Source organism: Geobacillus stearothermophilus ATCC 12980 (assembly GCF_030369615.1).
In the GTDB taxonomy this organism is placed as follows: domain Bacteria; phylum Bacillota; class Bacilli; order Bacillales; family Anoxybacillaceae; genus Geobacillus; species Geobacillus stearothermophilus.
The window spans coordinates 686,476-703,919 of sequence record NZ_CP128494.1 but is presented as its reverse complement, the minus strand read 5'-3'; the positions used below and the strand labels follow the sequence as shown (position 1 = coordinate 703,919).

Genomic DNA, 17,444 nt, shown 5'->3' with positions numbered 1-17,444 from the left:
CGCACGTTTTTAATATCCTAAAATGTGGTATCCCGAGTCGACGTGAATAATTTCCCCGGTGATGCCGCGCGACAAGTCGCTGAACAAAAACAGCGCCACATCGCCGACTTCTTCCTGCGTCGTCGTCCGGCGGAGCGGAGCGCGTTCTTCGATTTGCTTTAAAATCGAGTTGAAATCGCTCACCCCTTTGGCCGACAGTGTGCGAATCGGTCCAGCGGAAATGGCATTGACGCGGATGCCGTATTTGCCCAAATCGTTCGCCAAATATTTCACGCTCGCATCAAGCGACGCTTTCGCCACACCCATAATGTTGTAGTTTTGCACGACGCGCTCGCCGCCTAAGTACGTAAGGGTGACGATGCTGCCGCCTTCCGTCATCAGCTCTTTCGCTTCACGAGCCACCGCGGTGAGCGAATACGCACTGATGTTATGGGCGAGCAAAAAGCCTTCGCGGCTGACATTCATATACTCACCGCTCAAGTCTTCTTTATTGGCATAGGCGATGCAATGAGCGACGCCGTGGATGACGCCGACTTGTTCTTTGATTTGCGCGAAACATTGAACAATGTCTTCGTCTTTTGCCACATCGCACGGCAGCAGAAGGGAGCGTTCATCCCCAAGCGTATCGACCAGCGCCCGCACCTCTTTTTCAAACCGCTCGCCGGCATACGTAAACACCAACCGAGCGCCGGCAGCATGAAGCGAACGAGCAATGCCCCAGGCGATGCTTCGTTTGTTCGCCACCCCCATCACGACATATGTACGTCCTTCCAATGATAAGACCATTCATTCATCCTCCCAATTATCATTTATTCTTAGCACCAGGTGTTAATTCTATTATAGGCGATGCGGCAAACAATGTAAATGAGCGCTTTCTTTTTGCCTTTTGACTCCTTCATGCTGCCGGCGGTTTTTCCCACTTTGCAAAACCGACTCAATTCGCTAATATGGTATATGGTACATTTGAATGGAGAGGATCGTTCCATGGATCATGACCGTTTTTCCCAATCGAAGCTTGATTATCACTTATTATTTCTTTTATTCTTAATGGCCGTGGTGAGCGCCATCGCCATTCACAGCGCGGAGCCGATGCTTCCCGAGAAGCTGCAGAACGTCAACTTCGCTTCCAAGCAGCTGCAATGGTACGCCATCGGCGCTGTCGTGATCGCCTTGACGATGATCATTGACTATGATCGGCTGTTTCAAATCGCTTGGTATTTGTATGGATTCGGGATGTTGCTGTTGCTTGGGCTGGAATTGAACGTCCCAGGATCAGTAACCATTAAGGGGGCGACGAGTTGGTATCATCTACCTGGAGGCAACTTTCAGCCATCCGAGCTGATGAAAATTTTTATGATCATCGTCCTAAGTCGCATCATCGTCAACCATCGGGAAAAATACCCTGAACCCATGATCCGCGATGATTTCAAGCTGCTCGGCAAAATCGCCCTCACCGTGTTGCCGCCGCTCATCTTGTTGGCCAAGCAGCCGGACATGGGCATGTCGATGGTATTTACGGCCATCACCGCCACCTTGGTGCTCGTTTCCGGCATCCGCTGGCGCATCATTTTCGGCATCGTCTTTTCCGGAGTGGCGGCCGTGGCATCCATTGTATTCATATACTTTTATTTTCCGGACTTTTTTCATAAATATATCATTGAAGAAGATTACCAATTAAACCGGTTTTACGGATGGCTCGCACCGTATGAATATTCGACCGACCAAGGGTTTCAGCTCATCCGTTCGTTGATGGCCATCGGCTCGGGGGAGCTGTACGGGAAGGGGCTCGGCAATTTACAAGTGTACTTGCCTGAAGCGCATACCGACTTTATTTTCGGGGTTATTGCCGAACAGTTCGGATTTGTCGGCTCAAGCATCGTCGTGTCTCTCTTTTTCCTGCTCATTTATCGCATGATCCATATTGCCTTGGAGAGCAACGATTTATACGGCAGCTATTTATGTGCCGGCGTCGCGGGCATGATTACGTTCCAAGTGTTCCAAAACATTGGCATGACGATTGGACTTTTGCCGATCACGGGGTTGCCGCTTCCGTTCATCAGCTATGGAGGAAGCTCGCTGGCGACTTATATGCTGGCGATCGGCCTCGTCTTAAACGTTCATTCGCGAACGCGGAAATTTATGTTCGCGAGCGATGAATAAAGCCGCTTGCTGTGTCCGCAGGCGGCGTTTTTTTGTCGCCATCAAGCTCAACTCCACTTCTTTGTTTCCTGGCCGCGGGCTCCGCCGTTTGGGCGTTGCCTCCGCAAAAGCCGCGATGAGGCGGGCAAAACCGCCTCATCTTTTCTTTTCCTGACTGAACGGACATACTGGTAGTACAACCATTATAGCGAGAAAGGAGCACATTCGATGCAAGTGGACATCATCGGCGACATTCATGGCTGCTTCCGTGAATTCGCCGCATTGACGGAAACACTCGGCTACCATTGGGACGAAGGGGTGCCGATTCATCCCGACGGACGAAAGCTCGGCTTCGTCGGCGATTTGACCGACCGCGGTCCTGAATCGCTGAACATGATCGAGATCGTCTCCGCCCTTGTCGAGCGAAAGCTGGCTTACTACGTGCCGGGCAACCATTGCAATAAGCTGTACCGCTTCTTTTTAGGGCGCAACGTGCAAATCGCCCATGGTCTTGAGACGACCGTCGCGGAATATCGCGCCTTGCCCCCGAGCGAACAGGAGATGGTCCGCCGCAAATTTATCCGCCTGTATGAGCAGGCGCCCCTGTACGCCGTTTTGGATGAGGGGCGCCTTGTCATCGCCCACGCCGGCATTCGCCATGATTATATCGGGCGGACGGATCAAAAAGTCAAGACGTTCGTCCTATACGGAGACATCACCGGCGAAACGAACCCGGACGGGACGCCGGTGCGCCGCGACTGGGCGAAACGGTATCACGGCAGCGCATGGGTTGTGTATGGCCATACGCCTGTCAAAACTCCGCGGTTTGTCGGACGAACCGTCAACATTGACACCGGCTGTGTGTTCGGCGGTGCGCTCACTGCATTGCGCTACCCGGAAATGGAGACCGTCTCGGTTCCGTCATCGATGCCATACGTTCCGGAAAAATTCCGTTCGTTCCCGTAACCGGCGCTTCATCCTATTTCGCGCAGGAGACTCCCACTTCAACGACCAAAGGGAGTAAGTGGGAGAGGAATGCGCGTTCCCCTTTTCTTTTGTGTATGATAGAATAAAGGCGTGGAGAAAACCGTTTAATAAAGGCACTCCAATAACGGCTACTCGATGTATGGAGTTGGTTACAGGAAACGTTGTAACCGTAAAACATCGAGCGTAGATCCGTCTGTTGTGTGTGGAAGCCAAGTACTGCCAACAGACACACCGAGAGAATCGGTAACGATGCAGGCATGACCTGCGTCGTTGGGTAGTTGTCAACCTGCCCTGATGCAACCCCAAGTCAAGGAAGGAGGACGAAGTCCGCTTGTACTTCTGGGGAGTTGCAAGCCCCCACTTCAAGCGTTAGCTAAGTGGGGGTAGTTGACGAGCGCACCGTTTCAATGAGATGCGCCATGTCCCCGGGAAGCGGAGCGGCAAATGTCAACCAGCGGCGCGCAAACGGATGGAAAAACGAGAGCTGACGGCTATGGAGCGCCTGGCGGTCGATCATCTCCCGACTCCCGCCATAGAGGTCATCCCCAGCGAGCGGATGGCCAACATAAGCCAAATGGACGCGGATTTGGTGCGTACGTCCGGTTTCAAGCTGCAGCGACACGTGCGTATAGCCGTGAAGCCGCTCGAGCACCCGGAAATGAGTGACCGCCGGCTTGCCGTCCTCCCGCACTTCGCGGGCGATGATGCTGTCTCCCCGGCGGCCGATCGGCGCATCAATCGTCCCTTCGTCATCAACCATGACACCGTGGCAAATGGCCTCATATGTGCGCGCCACCTTCCCTTTTTGCTGGAGTGTGGACAACAAATGGTGAACGTGGCGGTGCTTGGCAACGAGCACAAGCCCGGACGTGTCGCGGTCCAATCTTGTCACAATATGGACGGTTGAATCGAGCCGCTGCCTTCGGTAATGGTGCAGCAGGCCGTTGGCAAGCGTTCCGCCCGGATGATGGCGCGACGGGATCGTGGCCAACCCGGCCGGTTTGTCAACGACAAGGATGTAATCATCTTCGTACACGATATGAAGCGGCATCTCTTCCGGATCCATCCAATCGCTCGTCCGCTCCGGCGGAAACACAACCGACAGCGTCTCACCGGCGCGCAGCACATGGCGGACGGTGACGGGCCGACCGTCAATCAACAGCGCCCCGCCATGGAATTTAATATCGGTAAGCGCCGTCCGCGAAATGCCGTTCTCTTGCAAAAACTGGCGCAGCAGCTTTCCGTCGTGCTGTTCATCGATGGAAAAGGTCATGGTAAACGGCGGCAATGTTCGTCACCTTTCTGATCAAAAATCTCCGTCTTGCTCATCGTGTTCCATCCACTTTCCTTTGGCGCCGCTAAAACGGAATCGGCATCCGCGCCAAAAGACCATCACCTCGCCGCAAACGGGAAGCGTTGCCTAACCAAGGAGGCGGGTTTTCCCTCAGTCGGCGATAAACGAGTCGCGCACCCGCCGCCAAAACGGAAACGGCCGAAAGCGGGCGAAACGCACCTTTTCATCGGCCACCCGGCATTGAATCGACTTCACTTCTTTATGCAACAGTGACAAATGGTCGATCGTAATTTGAAAATCGACGTGGTTGACCGGCTTGAGTAAACACGTATGGTGCGCCGGCAGCACGAGCGGCGAACCGATTGTCCGAAACACACGGTTGTTGATCGACGCCATCTCGGTCACTTGAATCGCCTCAAGCGAAGGATGCAAAATCGCGCCGCCGAGCGCTTTATTGTAAGCCGTGCTGCCGGTCGGCGTCGAAATGCACAACCCGTCGCCGCGGAACCGCTCAAACAAATCACCGCGAATTTCAACATCCATGACGAGCGTCCCACTCACACATTTCACCGTGCATTCGTTGAGCGCTAAATACTTCGCCTCGCGCCCACCGTTAATGTAACGAATCGTCACCTCAAGCAGCGGGTACTCCACCACTTGATACGGTGTTTTGGCGATGGCAATCACGAGCTTTTCGATTTCTTCCGGCACCCAATCGGCATAAAAGCCGAGATGGCCGGTATGGACGCCGACAAACGCCGTCTTGTCCAACCGATGGCAATAGCGATGGAACGCGTACAACAGCGTTCCATCCCCGCCGACGGAAATGACCAAATCCGGCGCTTCCTCATCATAGCGCAAATCAAAATCAAGCAAATACGTCTTCATCTTCTGCGCGAGGGCGTTCGACACATCATCCCCTTTTGACGTAATGGCGAAGGCCAGCGGCGCATCAGTTCGTTTCATTGTCCTTCCCCTTTTGCTTCTTGTTTTCGTGAAAAGGCGGCCTGCGCTTCTTGAATTTCAACGCGGATTTTCGACATTTCCTCATCGAGGCGGTAGGCAGCCTCCGCCGCGCGCTGCAGCCGGGCTTTAATATCTTCCGGAAAGCGGCCGCTGTATTTGTAGTTCAGAGAGTGTTCGATCGTCGCCCAAAAGTTCATCGCCAGCGTGCGGATTTGAATTTCCGCCAAAATATTTTTCTCGCCGCGGATCGTCTGCACCGGATACCGAATGACGAGGTGGTATGAACGATAGCCGCTTTCTTTCTTTTGCGTGACATAGTCGCGCTCCTCGACGATTGTAAAATCGTTGCGCTGGCGCAGCAGCTCGACGACCGTTTTAATATCGTCGACAAACTGGCACATGATGCGCAGTCCTGCAATATCTTGCATCTCTTCCTCGAGGCGGTCGAGCGGGATGTTTTTCTTTTGCGCCTTGTCTAAAATGCTGGCAACCGGCTTCACGCGTCCGGTGACAAACTCAATCGGCGAGTGCGCTTCAATCATCTCAAACTGGGCGCGAATGCCTCGCAACTTTACTTTCAGCTCTTCGACTGCCTGCTTATACGGGGCTAAAAACAAATCCCAATGGTTTACCATCGTACCACCTGCCTATCTATTTTCAATTTCCTGACAGCCTGGGCCAAGAGAAAGCATCCGCACCTTCCCAGCGCCGCTTTGACGGTAAGCGGCCTTTGGCGCGCTCCGCCTCCCCTCACGCCCAAAGGCAGGCAACCGGACGGCTCATCCGGTAAAAAACATCTCTTGTACTGCTCGTTCAAGCGCCTCGCCATAGTTGGCGTTGCCGCGAATATTTTCAAGCAAATAAGACAGTTCATCGTGAAACTGTTCAAGCTCAAGCGTCCTCTCTCCACATCGAAGCCAGACCGGCTCCTTGGCGTCAAGCGCCGCCTTTAGCTCAGGCCACCACGGCTTCGGAATCATGACATATAGAAAGCGATCATCGGTTTCCAAAATGTACGCAAACGCCAACGCATCCGAATCGACAAGCATATGGCGTTTCGGCGTTACGCGGGCAAGCGGAACCGAAGCATCATTGACATACAGCCAAAGCCGGCCGCCTTCCCGCTCCGCCCGCTCGACGATCCATTTTTTGTTCATGCTTTCTCTCCTTCCACACCAACCATCCGCCCTTTATTTTACCATATTCAGCCTATGCGGGCGAAATAATTGATATTCGCCGAAAAACAGCTGATAATAGAAGGAGACGACTATCCTGTCTGAAGGGGATTCACGATGCATCAAGAAATCGAAATCGAATTAAAAAACTTGTTAACGGCAGCGGAATTTGCGGCCGTCCGCGCCGCCTTCCGGTTGGATGATGACGCTTTCTTCCGCCAGGAAAACCATTACTTTGACACTCCGTCATTCGCCTTAAAAGAACGGGCGGCAGCGCTGCGCATCCGGGCGAAAGAAGGGCGGTTTACGCTGACGCTGAAACAAACGCGGGCGGATGGGGCGCTTCTCGAGACGCACGTGCCGCTCACCCCTTCCGAAGCGGAGGCGCTGCTCACGGGCGTGCCGCTGCACGGAACGATCGCGGCCTTGCTTGCGGAACTGGGCATTGATCCATCCAACGTGCGCCATTTCGGCTCTCTTGTCACCGAACGCGCCCAATGGCCGTACGAAGGCGGTACGCTTTTCCTTGACCGCAACTTCTACTTGCAAAGCGAAGATTACGAACTTGAGTATGAAGTGGATCACGTGGAAGCGGGTGAAAAGCGGTTTTTGCGCCTGCTTGAGGCGCTCGGCATCCCGCGCCGACCGGCGCCAAACAAAATCGCCCGCTTTTACGCCCGCATGAAAGAAATGGAGGAAAGACGATGACCGTTTCGCCATTAAAGCTGCTCATCGAATGGCAGGCACTCAATGCGTTCTCACCCGGACGCTCCAGCCTGTTGCCATCGCCGGTGCCATCCTTGTTTTCAAGCTTGCTTGCCGAATCTCTCAGCCGCGGTGAGGAATCTTCTGCCGAGGCGCCTCAAGCTGCCCTAAGCGGTCAGCCCCCGGCGCCCGCCGGCCATCGCAGCGCCCCGCTCGAACATGAAGCGGGTGCTGCAACCAACTCATCTTCTTCCATCGATGCTTTCATCGCGGCGGCAGCGGAAAAATACGACGTTGACCCGCAGCTCATCCGCGCCGTCATTCGCCATGAGTCAAATTTCCGTCCCGATGCGAAAAGCCCGGCTGGAGCGCTTGGACTCATGCAGCTCATGCCAAGCACGGCAAAAATGCTCGGCGTCCACAACCCGCTTGATCCGGCGCAAAACATCGACGGCGGCGTAAAATATTTGCGCCAGCTCCTTGACCGGTACAACGGGAATATCACTCTCGCCTTAGCCGCCTACAACGCCGGGCCCGGGCACGTCGATCGCCATGGGGGCGTGCCGCCATTTGCCGAAACGCGGGCGTATGTCGAACGCGTGTTGAAAAGCTACCGCACATAAACGAGCGGCGCTCGAGTCACTTTGTTTGAGATCCATGCGTGCTGTTGATAAAATAGCAATCAAACGACAACGAATGATTTTCAAACAAAAGGAGCATCCGCGATGGGTGAACAATGGCAAACTCTTTATGAGGCGATCGGCGGAGAGGAGAAGGTTGCGAAACTTGTCGAAGCATTTTACCGTCGCGTGGCCGCTCATCCGGACTTGCGGCCCATTTTCCCTGACGATTTGACGGAAACCGCCCGCAAGCAAAAACAGTTTTTAACACAATATTTAGGCGGCCCCCCTCTTTACACGGCAGAGCATGGACACCCCATGCTGAGGGCGCGCCATCTCCGCTTTGAAATCACGCCGAAGCGGGCGGAAGCATGGCTTGCCTGCATGCGGGCAGCCATGGACGAAATCGGCTTGTCCGGGCCGGCGCGCGAACAGTTTTATCACCGGCTCGTACTCACCGCCCATCATATGGTCAATACCCCAGATCATCTGGACAGAAAGGAGCATACCCTTGAGTGAGAAGTTTGCTGGGAAGACGACATCAACTTGCTACCCTTCCCAGCCGCTAGGCAACACGAACAAACCGCTCGAGCTGTATTTGTTTATCGATCCTTTATGCCCGGAATGCTGGGGGCTTGAACCAGTCATCAAAAAACTGACGATCGAATACGGCCGTTTTTTTACCTTAAGGCACATATTGAGCGGAACATGGGCGACATGGGGCGCGCACAAAGGAACAAAGCCGGAGGCAATGGCCAAAGCATGGGAATGGGCGGCTTGCCGCACCGGCATGTCATGCGACGGCAGCGTTTGGCTCGAAAATCGGATTTCAAGCCCGTTCGCCCCATCGCTCGCCATTAAAGCGGCGGAAATGCAAGGAAAGCGGGCCGGCCTCCGCTTTTTACGCAAGCTGCAAGAACAGCTCTTTCTCGAAAAACAAAATGTCTCTGATTTGTCGGTGCTCGCCGAATGCGCCGCCGAAGCTGGTCTTGACGTCGATGAATTTCTGCGCGACATGCACTCTCCGGGAGCGGTAAAAGCGTTCCAATGTGATTTGAAAATCACGTCGGAAATGGATGTCGACGAAATACCGACGCTTGTCTTATTTAATGAAAACATTGAAGATGAAGGCATTAAAATTTCCGGATGCTATCCGTATGACATTTACGTCGAACTGATCGCCGAAATGCTTGGCTTCCATCCCAAGCCGTCTCCTCCCCCTCCACTGGAATCATTTTTAAGCCATTTTAAGTCCGTCGCCACGAAAGAAGTTGCCGTTGTGTACAATTGGACCATCCAAGAAGCGGAAACGGAAATGAAAAAGCTGCAGCTGAAACAAAAGGTCGAGCGGGTGCCTGTCAAGCATGGAACGTTTTGGCGCTATATCGAAAAAGCCCGCCTGTAGCGTGCGACCGACAAGAAAAGGCCCGGCCGAAGCCGGGCTTTTTCTTGTTGCCAAGACAACAAAGGGGATGGGAGAAATTGTTCACGGTCAAACAAAGGGGTATCAGGTTTAGGTTTTGTCTTCCGTTCATATCTATATCTTAACAAACGGCCGATCAAATTGTCAACCCGTTTGCTCGTTTGTTCACATTATTGTCATAATTCGCCTGCGTCATGATCAGGCAGACAAACAGCATATAATCAACTAGGCTCTTCACCAAAAGTTGTACTTGTTTTTTTCTGAACATACCCTATTTACGCTTGTGAGGGAAAATCAACAAATCAGTGATTTTTGCACATCTTTGTGCAGGAAACCGTATTGCTTGTCAAGTACATGTTGTGGTGAAGAGCCATCAACTAAAGCAAATGGGAAGAGGGGGCCATCGCCATGAAGCAGCGCATCGTCTTATCCCTTTGGGCGGCGGCATCCACTGCCGCCTTTATTCTGAACTTGTTGGGCCTCATGCAGCTCCTTCCGCTTTGGGCGACCATGCCGCTTTTGTTTCTCTCCTTGCTTGGATTGGCGGCAACATGGAACCGCCGCCATCAGTTTCGTGGATTTCCGTCCAAACGAATGCGGCTGTAGCGCCGCATTCGTTTCATTTCTCAAGCAGCTGCTCCATCTCATCAAGCTTCTCCGCAAACACTTGGCACGCTTGGCGGATCGGCTCGGCGCTCGTCATATCAACGCCGGCTTTTTTCAGCACTTCGATTGGGTAGTCCGAGCTGCCGGCTTTTAAAAAGTCAATGTACCGTTTCACCGCCGGTTCGCCTTCCTCTAAGATTTGTTTGCTGAGCGCTGTTGCCGCGCTGAAGCCGGTCGCATATTGGTACACATAATAGTTGTAATAAAAATGCGGAATGCGCGACCATTCCAAGCCGATTTCTTGGTCGACCACAATCTCATCGCCAAAATACTTTTTGTTTAAATCATAATAAAGCGAGGTGAGCGTCTCAGCCGTTAACGCTTCGCCCTGTTGCGCCTTCAGGTGGATCAGATGCTCGAATTCCGCAAACATCGTCTGCCGAAAGACAGTGCCGCGGAATCCCTCAAGATAATGGTTCAACAAGTACAACCGTTTCTTCTCATCATCAATCGTTTTCAGCAAGTGATCGTTCAAGAGCGCTTCATTGCACGTTGACGCCACTTCAGCGACGAAAATCGAATAATGGGCGTACGGATACGGCTGCGTTTTGCGCGTATAGTAGCTATGGACCGAGTGGCCAAACTCATGGACGAGCGTAAACAAGTTGTGAACGTTGTCCTGCCAATTGAGCAAAATGTACGGATGGGTGCCATACGCTCCCGACGAATACGCACCGCTCCGCTTCCCTTTGTTCTCGCGCACATCGACCCAACGGTTGTCAAGCCCTTCTTTGACGATCGCTACATACTCCTCGCCGAGCGGCGCCAGCCCGTCAAGCATATATTGCTTCGCTTCCTCGTACGTCACGTCCATTTTCACATCTTGCACAAGCGGCGTGTACAAGTCATACATATGGAGCTCGTCAAGCCCCAACACTTGTTTGCGCAGCCGCACATAGCGATGCAAAAGCGGCAAATGTTCATGAACCGTGGCAATCAAGTTGTCGTACACGCTCTCCGGGATGTTGTTGGCATCGAGCGCCGCTTGGCGCGCCGATTCATAACGGCGGACGCGGGCAAAAAAGTTATGTTTTTTCACCGTTCCGGCAAGCGTGCTGGCAAACGTGTTTTGAAACTTTTCGTACGTATGGTACACCGCATGGAACGCATCGCGGCGGACACGGCGGTCCGTGCTTTCTAAAAAGCGAATGAACCGGCCGTGCGTGACTTCGACTTCCTCACCGTTTTCATCGATGATCGTCGGAAACGTCAAATCAGCGTTGTTCAACGCGCTGAACGTGTCGGATGTCGCCTGCATCACCTCGGCCGCCTGCGCCAAGATCGCCTCCTCTTCCGCCGACAGCACGTGCGGGCGCTGGCGCGTAATTTCGTCTAACGCGTGCGCATACAAGCGAAGCGGCTCGTATTGTTCCAAAAACGAGCGCAGCACCGCTTCATCGATCGCCAAAATTTCCGGCACGATAAACGCCATCGCGCTCGATGCTTCGCTGTACAAGCTTTTCGCCCGGGCGTCGAGCCCTTGGTAAAACGAGTTAGTCGTATCTTGATCATAGCGCATATGGGCGTATGTATACAGCTTGCCGAGGCGCATCGATACGTCATCTTGGTATTGCAATGCTTCATACAGCACTTCCGGCGATTCGCCAAGCCGCCCTTTGTATTCGCCAAGCTTTGGAATCAGTGCCTTCACTTGTTTGAATTCTTCTTCCCAGGCGTCATCGGTAGGAAAAATGTCCTCAAGCCGCCACGTTTCTTCCACGGGAATCTCGCTTCGCAGCGGCAGCGACTTTTTCGCTTTCTTTTCCTCCACCGTCATCATTCCTCCTTATCCAAATAATCGATACACGAATTATTATTCACCATTCCGTTCATCTTTTCCTGTTTTCTGCTCATTTTTTCCACTCTCCCGAACTCAAGTGTTGACCAATAGCAGCTAAGCGCCGACGTTTGGTGAATTTGCTCAAGAAGCGCAGCATCTTGATGAATCATCTGATCGACGGTCGACGGAAACGACAGCGGCTTCACCAAATGAAGCTGGTCGCCCTCTTCGCGGCGGAGATAGCCGAGCAGGCTCAACCAATGCAAATACTCGCCGACGGCCTCACGATACGTATCCCGGCCGACAAGCGGCAGCCGGCGCGGAACAAGGCGGCCGGTGCGGATTTTGTCATCGAGCCACTGAAATAAAGATACTGCCGTTGCCGGCCGTCCGGTCTTTCCAAGAAGAAACAAAAGGACATACGTTTGCCAAATGAACGGCGCCGTCTCCCATAAATACCCCCGCGGCACTGGCCAGCCTGCTTCGGTCGGAAACAGTGACGGAACGATGCCCGCCTGGTAAAAATCAGCACAAATGCGGCGCACGGTTTGGTTCGGATAAAGCGGAAACGTCCGCCGCCATTGTTTTTTTCGTTCGAGCCATCGCTCCCAAAACTCGGATGGAAGCGGCAGCGGGCAGGGGGCCATCCAATCGGGGAACGAAAACGACGAAAGCGGAATTGAATCGACCACGGCCAATGTTCGCTGCACCGATAGCGGCAACGGGCGAAAAAGACGGATGAAGCGTTTCGTCTCTGGACTGTAGTACCATATATGTGGAACGACTGAATGTGGAGCGCGATGGGCAAACAACCATTGAAACCGGGAGAGTTGCACTTCCCCCGAATATTTTGGCGAACGCCGCAAATGATGGGCTCCTAACACCCACAACGGGCGGATGCCAAGGAGACGGTAGCCGTCATTGCGTTCGCGAAACAGCGATTCATCGATCGTGGAACATTGGTATTCGAGGGCATAAAGGTGTGGGCCATGGCGGAACAATACGTCAGGACGCTGCTTGATGGCGGGCAAATACGGCTCGAGCTTCGCCTCCATGCCTTGGCGAATGAGCCACGCGAATAAGTCTCGCTTCCCAGTTAAGTGACGCTCCGACTCCGGTTCGTGCTCGACCGGGCAGGCCGCCCCTTTTCGATGGGCGAAATGCGGCAAACGGTAGCGGCCCGACCGGAGCACCACTTCTTGACGGCACGCGGGACAAAAAAACGGTTCCTGTCGTTTCAGGCGCATCAGCCCCTCTCGTTCCCATCTTTCCGCCCCGGCAAGCGAAACCGTCCTACCATCAGCGGCGAGAGCGACAAACAACATGATCACTTCCTTTCCAGTAAAAAATAGTTGTCCGTGAGCGGGAACAGCTGGAATTGTTCTCTGCTGCCCCCCCTTCACCGTTCGGTTCTTCCCTTTTATTCGTTGACCATCGCCGGTTTTCCTGCCCAAAGCCAAACTGCGTCGAAAAAAGTCCGCCGATTCGGCGGACTGGCGTTTACAAGCGGTTGGTTACAACAGAGGCGACAACAGCCGGGAGACCGATTCAGCGATACGCACCCGGAACGGGCGCTGTTGAAACTGTTCGTAGTCGATCATGGAAGCGTGGCGAAAATCTTCCAAAAAGTCGCGGACGAGTTTATGAATGCTGTCGGTATAATACAAAAAGGCGTTCACTTCAAAGTTTAAATGGAAACTGCGCATATCCATGTTCGCCGTGCCGATCGAGGCGAGCTCGCCATCGACGACGATGACTTTGCTGTGCAAAAACCCGCGTTCATACTCATAAATTTTTACCCCTGCCTCGAGCAGCTCGGGAAAATACGAGCGCGAAGCGTAAAAAACGATTTTTTTGTCCGGCCGCTTCGGCGCAAGCAACCGCACATCAATGCCGCTTAGCGCTGCCACTTTCAGCGCCGTCAAAATGTCTTCATCCGGCACAAAATACGGCGAAGCCACCCAAATCGACCGTTTCGCTGCTGTGATCATAGCAAAATACAGCTGCTTAATGACCTCCCACTTTTGATCCGGACCGCCGGCGATGAGCTGGACGCCGCCTTGCCCTTCTTCTACAATGCGAGGCGGCGACAAGTAGTCCGGCGTCAGCAGCCGCTCTCCCGTCATATAATACCAATCTTGCAAAAAAATAAGCTGCAACGTCCGGACTGCTTCGCCCCGGATCAACAAATGCGTGTCGCGCCAAAATCCGAAATACTCGTTTTTTCCTAAATACTCGTCGCCAATATTCAGCCCGCCGACAAAGCCAACACTCCCGTCAATGACGATGATTTTCCGGTGGTTGCGGAAGTTGATTTGGTTGCTTAAAAACGGCAGGCGCACCGGCGAAAACGGGATCATCTCAACCCCGGCAGCGCGCAGCTCTTCGATATAATCGTTCGACAGCTTCCAGCTGCCGACAGCATCATACAAAAAACGGACGCGCACACCTTGACGCGCTTTTTCCATCAAGACGCGCTTCAACTGTTGGCCGATTTCATCATGACGGACAATATAATATTCTAAATGAATATGGTGTTCCGCTTTTTCCAGTTCAGCAAAAATAGAAGAAAATGTCTCCTCTCCGTTCGTCAACACCGCCGTCTGCGAAGCAAGCGAAACCGGATGCTGGCCGATGCGATAAGCAAGGCGCAAAAGCGGACGCTGATGGGGCGCCATCGGCAGCCGTTCGACGGCAATCGGCGACGGCTCTTGAAACTTGAGCAGCACCGCCTCATCAAAATCGGCTTTCTTTTTATAGCGCCGTTGTTGCCAATAGTTGCGTCCGAACAATAAATAAAACAAAAAGCCGACAATCGGAAAGCTCCCCAGCACCGCCAGCCAAGCGATCGTGTGCGCCGGCTTTCGATTCTCAAGAGAAATGACCAGCGCAATAAAGATGACGGAACAAGACATCAATACGCTGAAAAGACCAAGCAGCTTCCCTTCCCAAAACCCGTTCGTCAATGCCAGCAACGCGCCGACAATGACGACGAGAATCGCCACTCTAGATGTGTTTCGCAACAAAACCCCTCCACCCGGCTCTTCATGATGGCCGTTTTTCTTCCGCTAACGTAGAAAACGCCGATTTCTGGCGGCGAAATCGGCGGAATGGAAACATTATAAGGCTGGAAAATACGTTTTGATCGTTTCAAGTGCATTGTCGCCCATAATTTCAGTCCCGTATTCTTCAAGTCGATAAATCGTCAGCTGGGAATCTCTTCCGTATTCCAACAGAAGGCTGAGCATATTGTCCACTTCCTGCTCGGTGTAGCGCTCGTCAAACTCCACGAACAAGTAATAGCGGCCTTCAAATTGGAACAGGCGATTCGACAACCGAGAGAAGTCAGCGCGATGGGCCAAGGAAATGACATCCTCGATATCCTTGAACGAAAGGATGAATTGAAGGACATCTTGCTCTTCTCTCTCCTCGGCGTCCCCGTTTTGACCAAAGTGGAAATGGTGGCCGAACAGCGATTCCACCTTTTCACCAGCTGACAACGAAAACTCGCGCCATTTCTCTTCTGGAAGCGGCAGCTCGAGCTTGCTTCCGTCTTTGGACAACTGCGCTTTCGTCACGACGACTTCAAGACCTTTTTCGAGCGCCTGCACTTGGATCCAAAGCGGGCCATCGAGCGAAAAATCGCTTTCCCCGTGAACTTCATCCATCATTTCCCAAAATAATTCTTCGCTTCGTTCCCGATTGTACCAAATTTCCTCGCGGTCAAAGCCGCGCTCCTCTATATCAACATAGGAAATGTAGAACTTCACCGTATGTTCATTGATGCGTTCGATTTCCATTTCTCAACTCTCCCTTCTAAAACAGAGAAGTAAAAAAGGAAGGGATTGTGCCCCTGAAACTATTTAAATCAAAACTTATGATCTTGTACTTTTATTTTATGATAAAAAGCGAAAGAAGGAAAATAAAAAAACGCATTTTAAAAAATTGGTTATGAAACCGGCCATGCCCTACTATAATGATGATGAACACGAACGGAATGAGGGACGCCTATGGTGGATGAATACATCGTTTCTATCTTGCTGATTATCGGCATTGATGTCATTCTTGGCGGGGACAATGCGGTTGTCATTGCGTTAGCGAGCCGCAACTTGCCGGAACAAAAGCGGAACATCGCCATTGTCCTCGGCACGGCGCTGGCGATCGCCGTCCGCATTTTGCTGACCGCAGCGGTCGTATGGCTGTTGACCATCCCGTTTCTGCAGCTAGCTGGCGGCCTCCTCCTGTTTTGGATCGCCTTGAAGCTCATGGGGCAAAAAGACGAAAAACATGCCGCCATTAAAGCCGAACCGTCGCTTTGGAAAGCCGTCCAGACGATCGTCACCGCCGATGTCGTTATGGGCATGGACAACGTCATCGCCATCGCCGGAGCATCCCAAGGCCATATGGGGCTTGTCATCTTTGGCTTTCTTTTTTCTGTTCCTATCATCATTTTAGGCAGCAAAATCATCCTTTATGCCATGGAACGGTTTTCGTTTCTGATTTATGCCGGCGGCGCCCTTTTGGCATACACAGCCGGAAACATGATCACTGCCGAAGAGCGGCTACGTCCGTTTTACGACCCGCGCTGGGAGGCGTTGTTTCCGGTCTTAACGGCCATTCTTGCCGTTTTGCTCGGCTTGGCGGCCCACCGCCGGTCGCGCGCCACATAAAGCAAATGATAAAAAACTTCTACATGGCAGACCATGTAGAAGTTTTTTTATTACCCGTTCACCAGCCGCTGCGCTTCACGAAGCTGATACGCCCGCACTTTGCGCGGCAGAAAGCGGCGGATTTCATCTTCGTTATAACCGACTTGCAGCCGCTTTTCATCAATGATGATCGGCCGGCGCAAAATGCCTGGGTTTTTCTGAATCAGCTCGTACAAATCTTGCAGCGGCAAAGCTTCCAAGTTAATGTTCAACTTTTGGAACACTTTCGAACGGGTCGAAATGATTTCGTCCGTTCCCGTTTCCGTCATCCGCAAAATTTCTTTAATCTCTTCAACCGTGAGCGGTTCAGAGAAAATATTGCGTTCTACATAAGGAATATTGTGCTTCTCGAGCCACGCCTTCGCCTTCCGGCATGACGTGCAGCTCGGTGATGTGTATAGCTTGACCACTTCGATCACTCCTTTTGACAAGGAATCCCTTGCTTCCCTCGTCCGTCAGACGACAGACGTGCACCGCTATGACGGTTTGACGTCTGACAGCATAGCGACACGGCCTGGACGCCAGTCTAGCGATCAGCCGCTTTGCCAATCGTTTGCAAATTGAAATGACTTTAACATAATATATTATACAATACATCGGCCAAGAAAGATATAGTTTTTCGATGATAAATGCAATTTTCTTTCTTTCCTCTTCCAAAGTGAAGGCAAATCCTCTACAATCAAAGTAGAAAAGGAAAAGGGAGGAAGAACCGATGGCCGGCTATTTCATCGACTTTGCCATTGCTTCGGCATTGATCGTCGTCCTCACCGCATTGATGGGGAACATCAGCAACACGATCGGAGAGCGGATGTTCGGCCGAAACAAAAGTGGAAAGCATGTCGAGGCCTCCCGCCGCATCCAACAAGGATGGAAAGTCGTCGGGGGAAAAAAATAACGCACCAAAACAGGCGCATAGGTGGGCGCCGCTCTTTCACCGTTCGCATCATGCAGCGGTGAAAGAGCGGCGCTTTTTTCGATTC

Annotated in this window: 19 protein-coding genes; 9 read left to right on the top strand and 10 right to left on the bottom strand. The window is 52.6% G+C overall.

What is annotated here, in order from left to right:
- Positions 1–9: 9 nt before the first annotated feature.
- Positions 10–786 carry an enoyl-ACP reductase FabI gene (gene fabI / locus QSJ10_RS03790; RefSeq protein WP_033015669.1) on the bottom strand — a complete coding sequence of 259 codons (777 nt, stop codon included), beginning with the start codon at positions 784–786 and terminating at the stop codon, positions 10–12.
- A gap of 198 nt (positions 787–984) precedes the next feature.
- Between fabI and QSJ10_RS03785 the strand changes: the two genes are divergently transcribed.
- Together QSJ10_RS03785 and prpE are read left to right on the top strand one after the other, a co-directional pair.
- Entirely contained in the window at positions 985–2,160 is a 1,176-nt protein-coding gene (locus QSJ10_RS03785) for an FtsW/RodA/SpoVE family cell cycle protein (RefSeq protein WP_033015667.1), read from the top strand.
- Between the two features lie 207 nt (positions 2,161–2,367).
- Positions 2,368–3,105, top strand: a complete 738-nt coding sequence (gene prpE / locus QSJ10_RS03780; protein ID WP_033015665.1) for a bis(5'-nucleosyl)-tetraphosphatase PrpE — start codon at positions 2,368–2,370, stop codon at positions 3,103–3,105.
- A 394-nt stretch (positions 3,106–3,499) separates the two neighbouring features.
- Here prpE and QSJ10_RS03775 read toward each other — a convergent pair whose 3' ends face one another.
- From QSJ10_RS03775 to QSJ10_RS03760, 4 genes are all read right to left on the bottom strand, one after another.
- Complete coding sequence (locus QSJ10_RS03775) at positions 3,500–4,414, bottom strand: RluA family pseudouridine synthase (protein ID WP_033015664.1); 915 nt, start codon at positions 4,412–4,414, stop codon at positions 3,500–3,502.
- Positions 4,415–4,570: 156 nt separating this feature from the next.
- A complete protein-coding gene (locus QSJ10_RS03770) occupies positions 4,571–5,386 on the bottom strand; it encodes an NAD kinase (RefSeq protein ID WP_033015662.1) in 816 nt (271 codons plus the stop codon).
- Positions 5,383–6,021, bottom strand: coding sequence for a GTP diphosphokinase (gene yjbM, locus QSJ10_RS03765; protein WP_033010443.1), 639 nt, complete (start codon positions 6,019–6,021; stop codon positions 5,383–5,385). Before yjbM ends, QSJ10_RS03770 begins: the two co-directional genes overlap by 4 nt.
- A gap of 144 nt (positions 6,022–6,165) precedes the next feature.
- Positions 6,166–6,543 (bottom strand): UPF0738 family protein, encoded by a 378-nt coding sequence (locus QSJ10_RS03760; RefSeq protein ID WP_053532177.1) that lies wholly within the window; start codon positions 6,541–6,543, stop codon positions 6,166–6,168.
- 135 nt (positions 6,544–6,678) lie between these two features.
- On the opposite strand from QSJ10_RS03760, the gene QSJ10_RS03755 reads away from it, so the two are divergent.
- From QSJ10_RS03755 to QSJ10_RS03735, 5 genes are all read left to right on the top strand, one after another.
- On the top strand, positions 6,679–7,269 hold the full coding sequence (locus QSJ10_RS03755) for a CYTH domain-containing protein (RefSeq protein ID WP_033015660.1): 591 nt from the start codon (positions 6,679–6,681) through the stop codon (positions 7,267–7,269).
- Positions 7,266–7,889, top strand: a complete 624-nt coding sequence (locus tag QSJ10_RS03750; RefSeq protein WP_053532176.1) for a lytic transglycosylase domain-containing protein — start codon at positions 7,266–7,268, stop codon at positions 7,887–7,889. The genes QSJ10_RS03755 and QSJ10_RS03750 overlap by 4 nt, the downstream gene beginning before the upstream one ends.
- Positions 7,890–7,991: 102 nt before the next feature.
- On the top strand, positions 7,992–8,405 hold the full coding sequence (locus QSJ10_RS03745; protein WP_053532175.1) for a globin domain-containing protein: 414 nt from the start codon (positions 7,992–7,994) through the stop codon (positions 8,403–8,405).
- Positions 8,398–9,291 (top strand): ClpXP adapter protein SpxH, encoded by an 894-nt coding sequence (spxH, locus tag QSJ10_RS03740; protein ID WP_033015657.1) that lies wholly within the window; start codon positions 8,398–8,400, stop codon positions 9,289–9,291. Before QSJ10_RS03745 ends, spxH begins: the two co-directional genes overlap by 8 nt.
- Before the next feature lie 426 nt (positions 9,292–9,717).
- The gene (locus QSJ10_RS03735; protein WP_011230324.1) at positions 9,718–9,915 is read left to right on the top strand and encodes a hypothetical protein; all 198 of its coding nucleotides are present in this window, start codon (positions 9,718–9,720) and stop codon (positions 9,913–9,915) included.
- Positions 9,916–9,928: 13 nt separating this feature from the next.
- Here the strand turns inward: QSJ10_RS03735 and pepF are convergent, their stop codons facing one another.
- The 4 genes from pepF to mecA form a co-directional block, all read right to left on the bottom strand.
- Positions 9,929–11,752: an oligoendopeptidase F gene (pepF, locus tag QSJ10_RS03730; RefSeq protein WP_033015653.1), complete on the bottom strand. Its 1,824-nt coding sequence runs from the start codon at positions 11,750–11,752 to the stop codon at positions 9,929–9,931.
- On the bottom strand, positions 11,752–13,080 hold the full coding sequence (locus QSJ10_RS03725; RefSeq protein ID WP_033015650.1) for a competence protein CoiA: 1,329 nt from the start codon (positions 13,078–13,080) through the stop codon (positions 11,752–11,754). Before QSJ10_RS03725 ends, pepF begins: the two co-directional genes overlap by 1 nt.
- Positions 13,081–13,269: 189 nt before the next feature.
- A complete protein-coding gene (gene cls, locus QSJ10_RS03720; protein ID WP_049626046.1) occupies positions 13,270–14,778 on the bottom strand; it encodes a cardiolipin synthase in 1,509 nt (502 codons plus the stop codon).
- A 96-nt stretch (positions 14,779–14,874) separates the two neighbouring features.
- Positions 14,875–15,555, bottom strand: a complete 681-nt coding sequence (gene mecA / locus QSJ10_RS03715) for an adaptor protein MecA (protein ID WP_033015647.1) — start codon at positions 15,553–15,555, stop codon at positions 14,875–14,877.
- 210 nt (positions 15,556–15,765) lie between these two features.
- Between mecA and QSJ10_RS03710 the strand changes: the two genes are divergently transcribed.
- Entirely contained in the window at positions 15,766–16,425 is a 660-nt protein-coding gene (locus QSJ10_RS03710) for a TerC family protein (protein WP_033015645.1), read from the top strand.
- Positions 16,426–16,475: 50 nt separating this feature from the next.
- On the opposite strand, the gene spxA is transcribed toward QSJ10_RS03710, so the two are convergent.
- Positions 16,476–16,874 (bottom strand): transcriptional regulator SpxA, encoded by a 399-nt coding sequence (gene spxA, locus QSJ10_RS03705; RefSeq protein ID WP_011230318.1) that lies wholly within the window; start codon positions 16,872–16,874, stop codon positions 16,476–16,478.
- A gap of 302 nt (positions 16,875–17,176) precedes the next feature.
- Between spxA and QSJ10_RS03700 the strand changes: the two genes are divergently transcribed.
- A complete protein-coding gene (locus QSJ10_RS03700) occupies positions 17,177–17,359 on the top strand; it encodes a hypothetical protein (RefSeq protein WP_011230317.1) in 183 nt (60 codons plus the stop codon).
- Positions 17,360–17,444 lie beyond the last annotated feature (85 nt).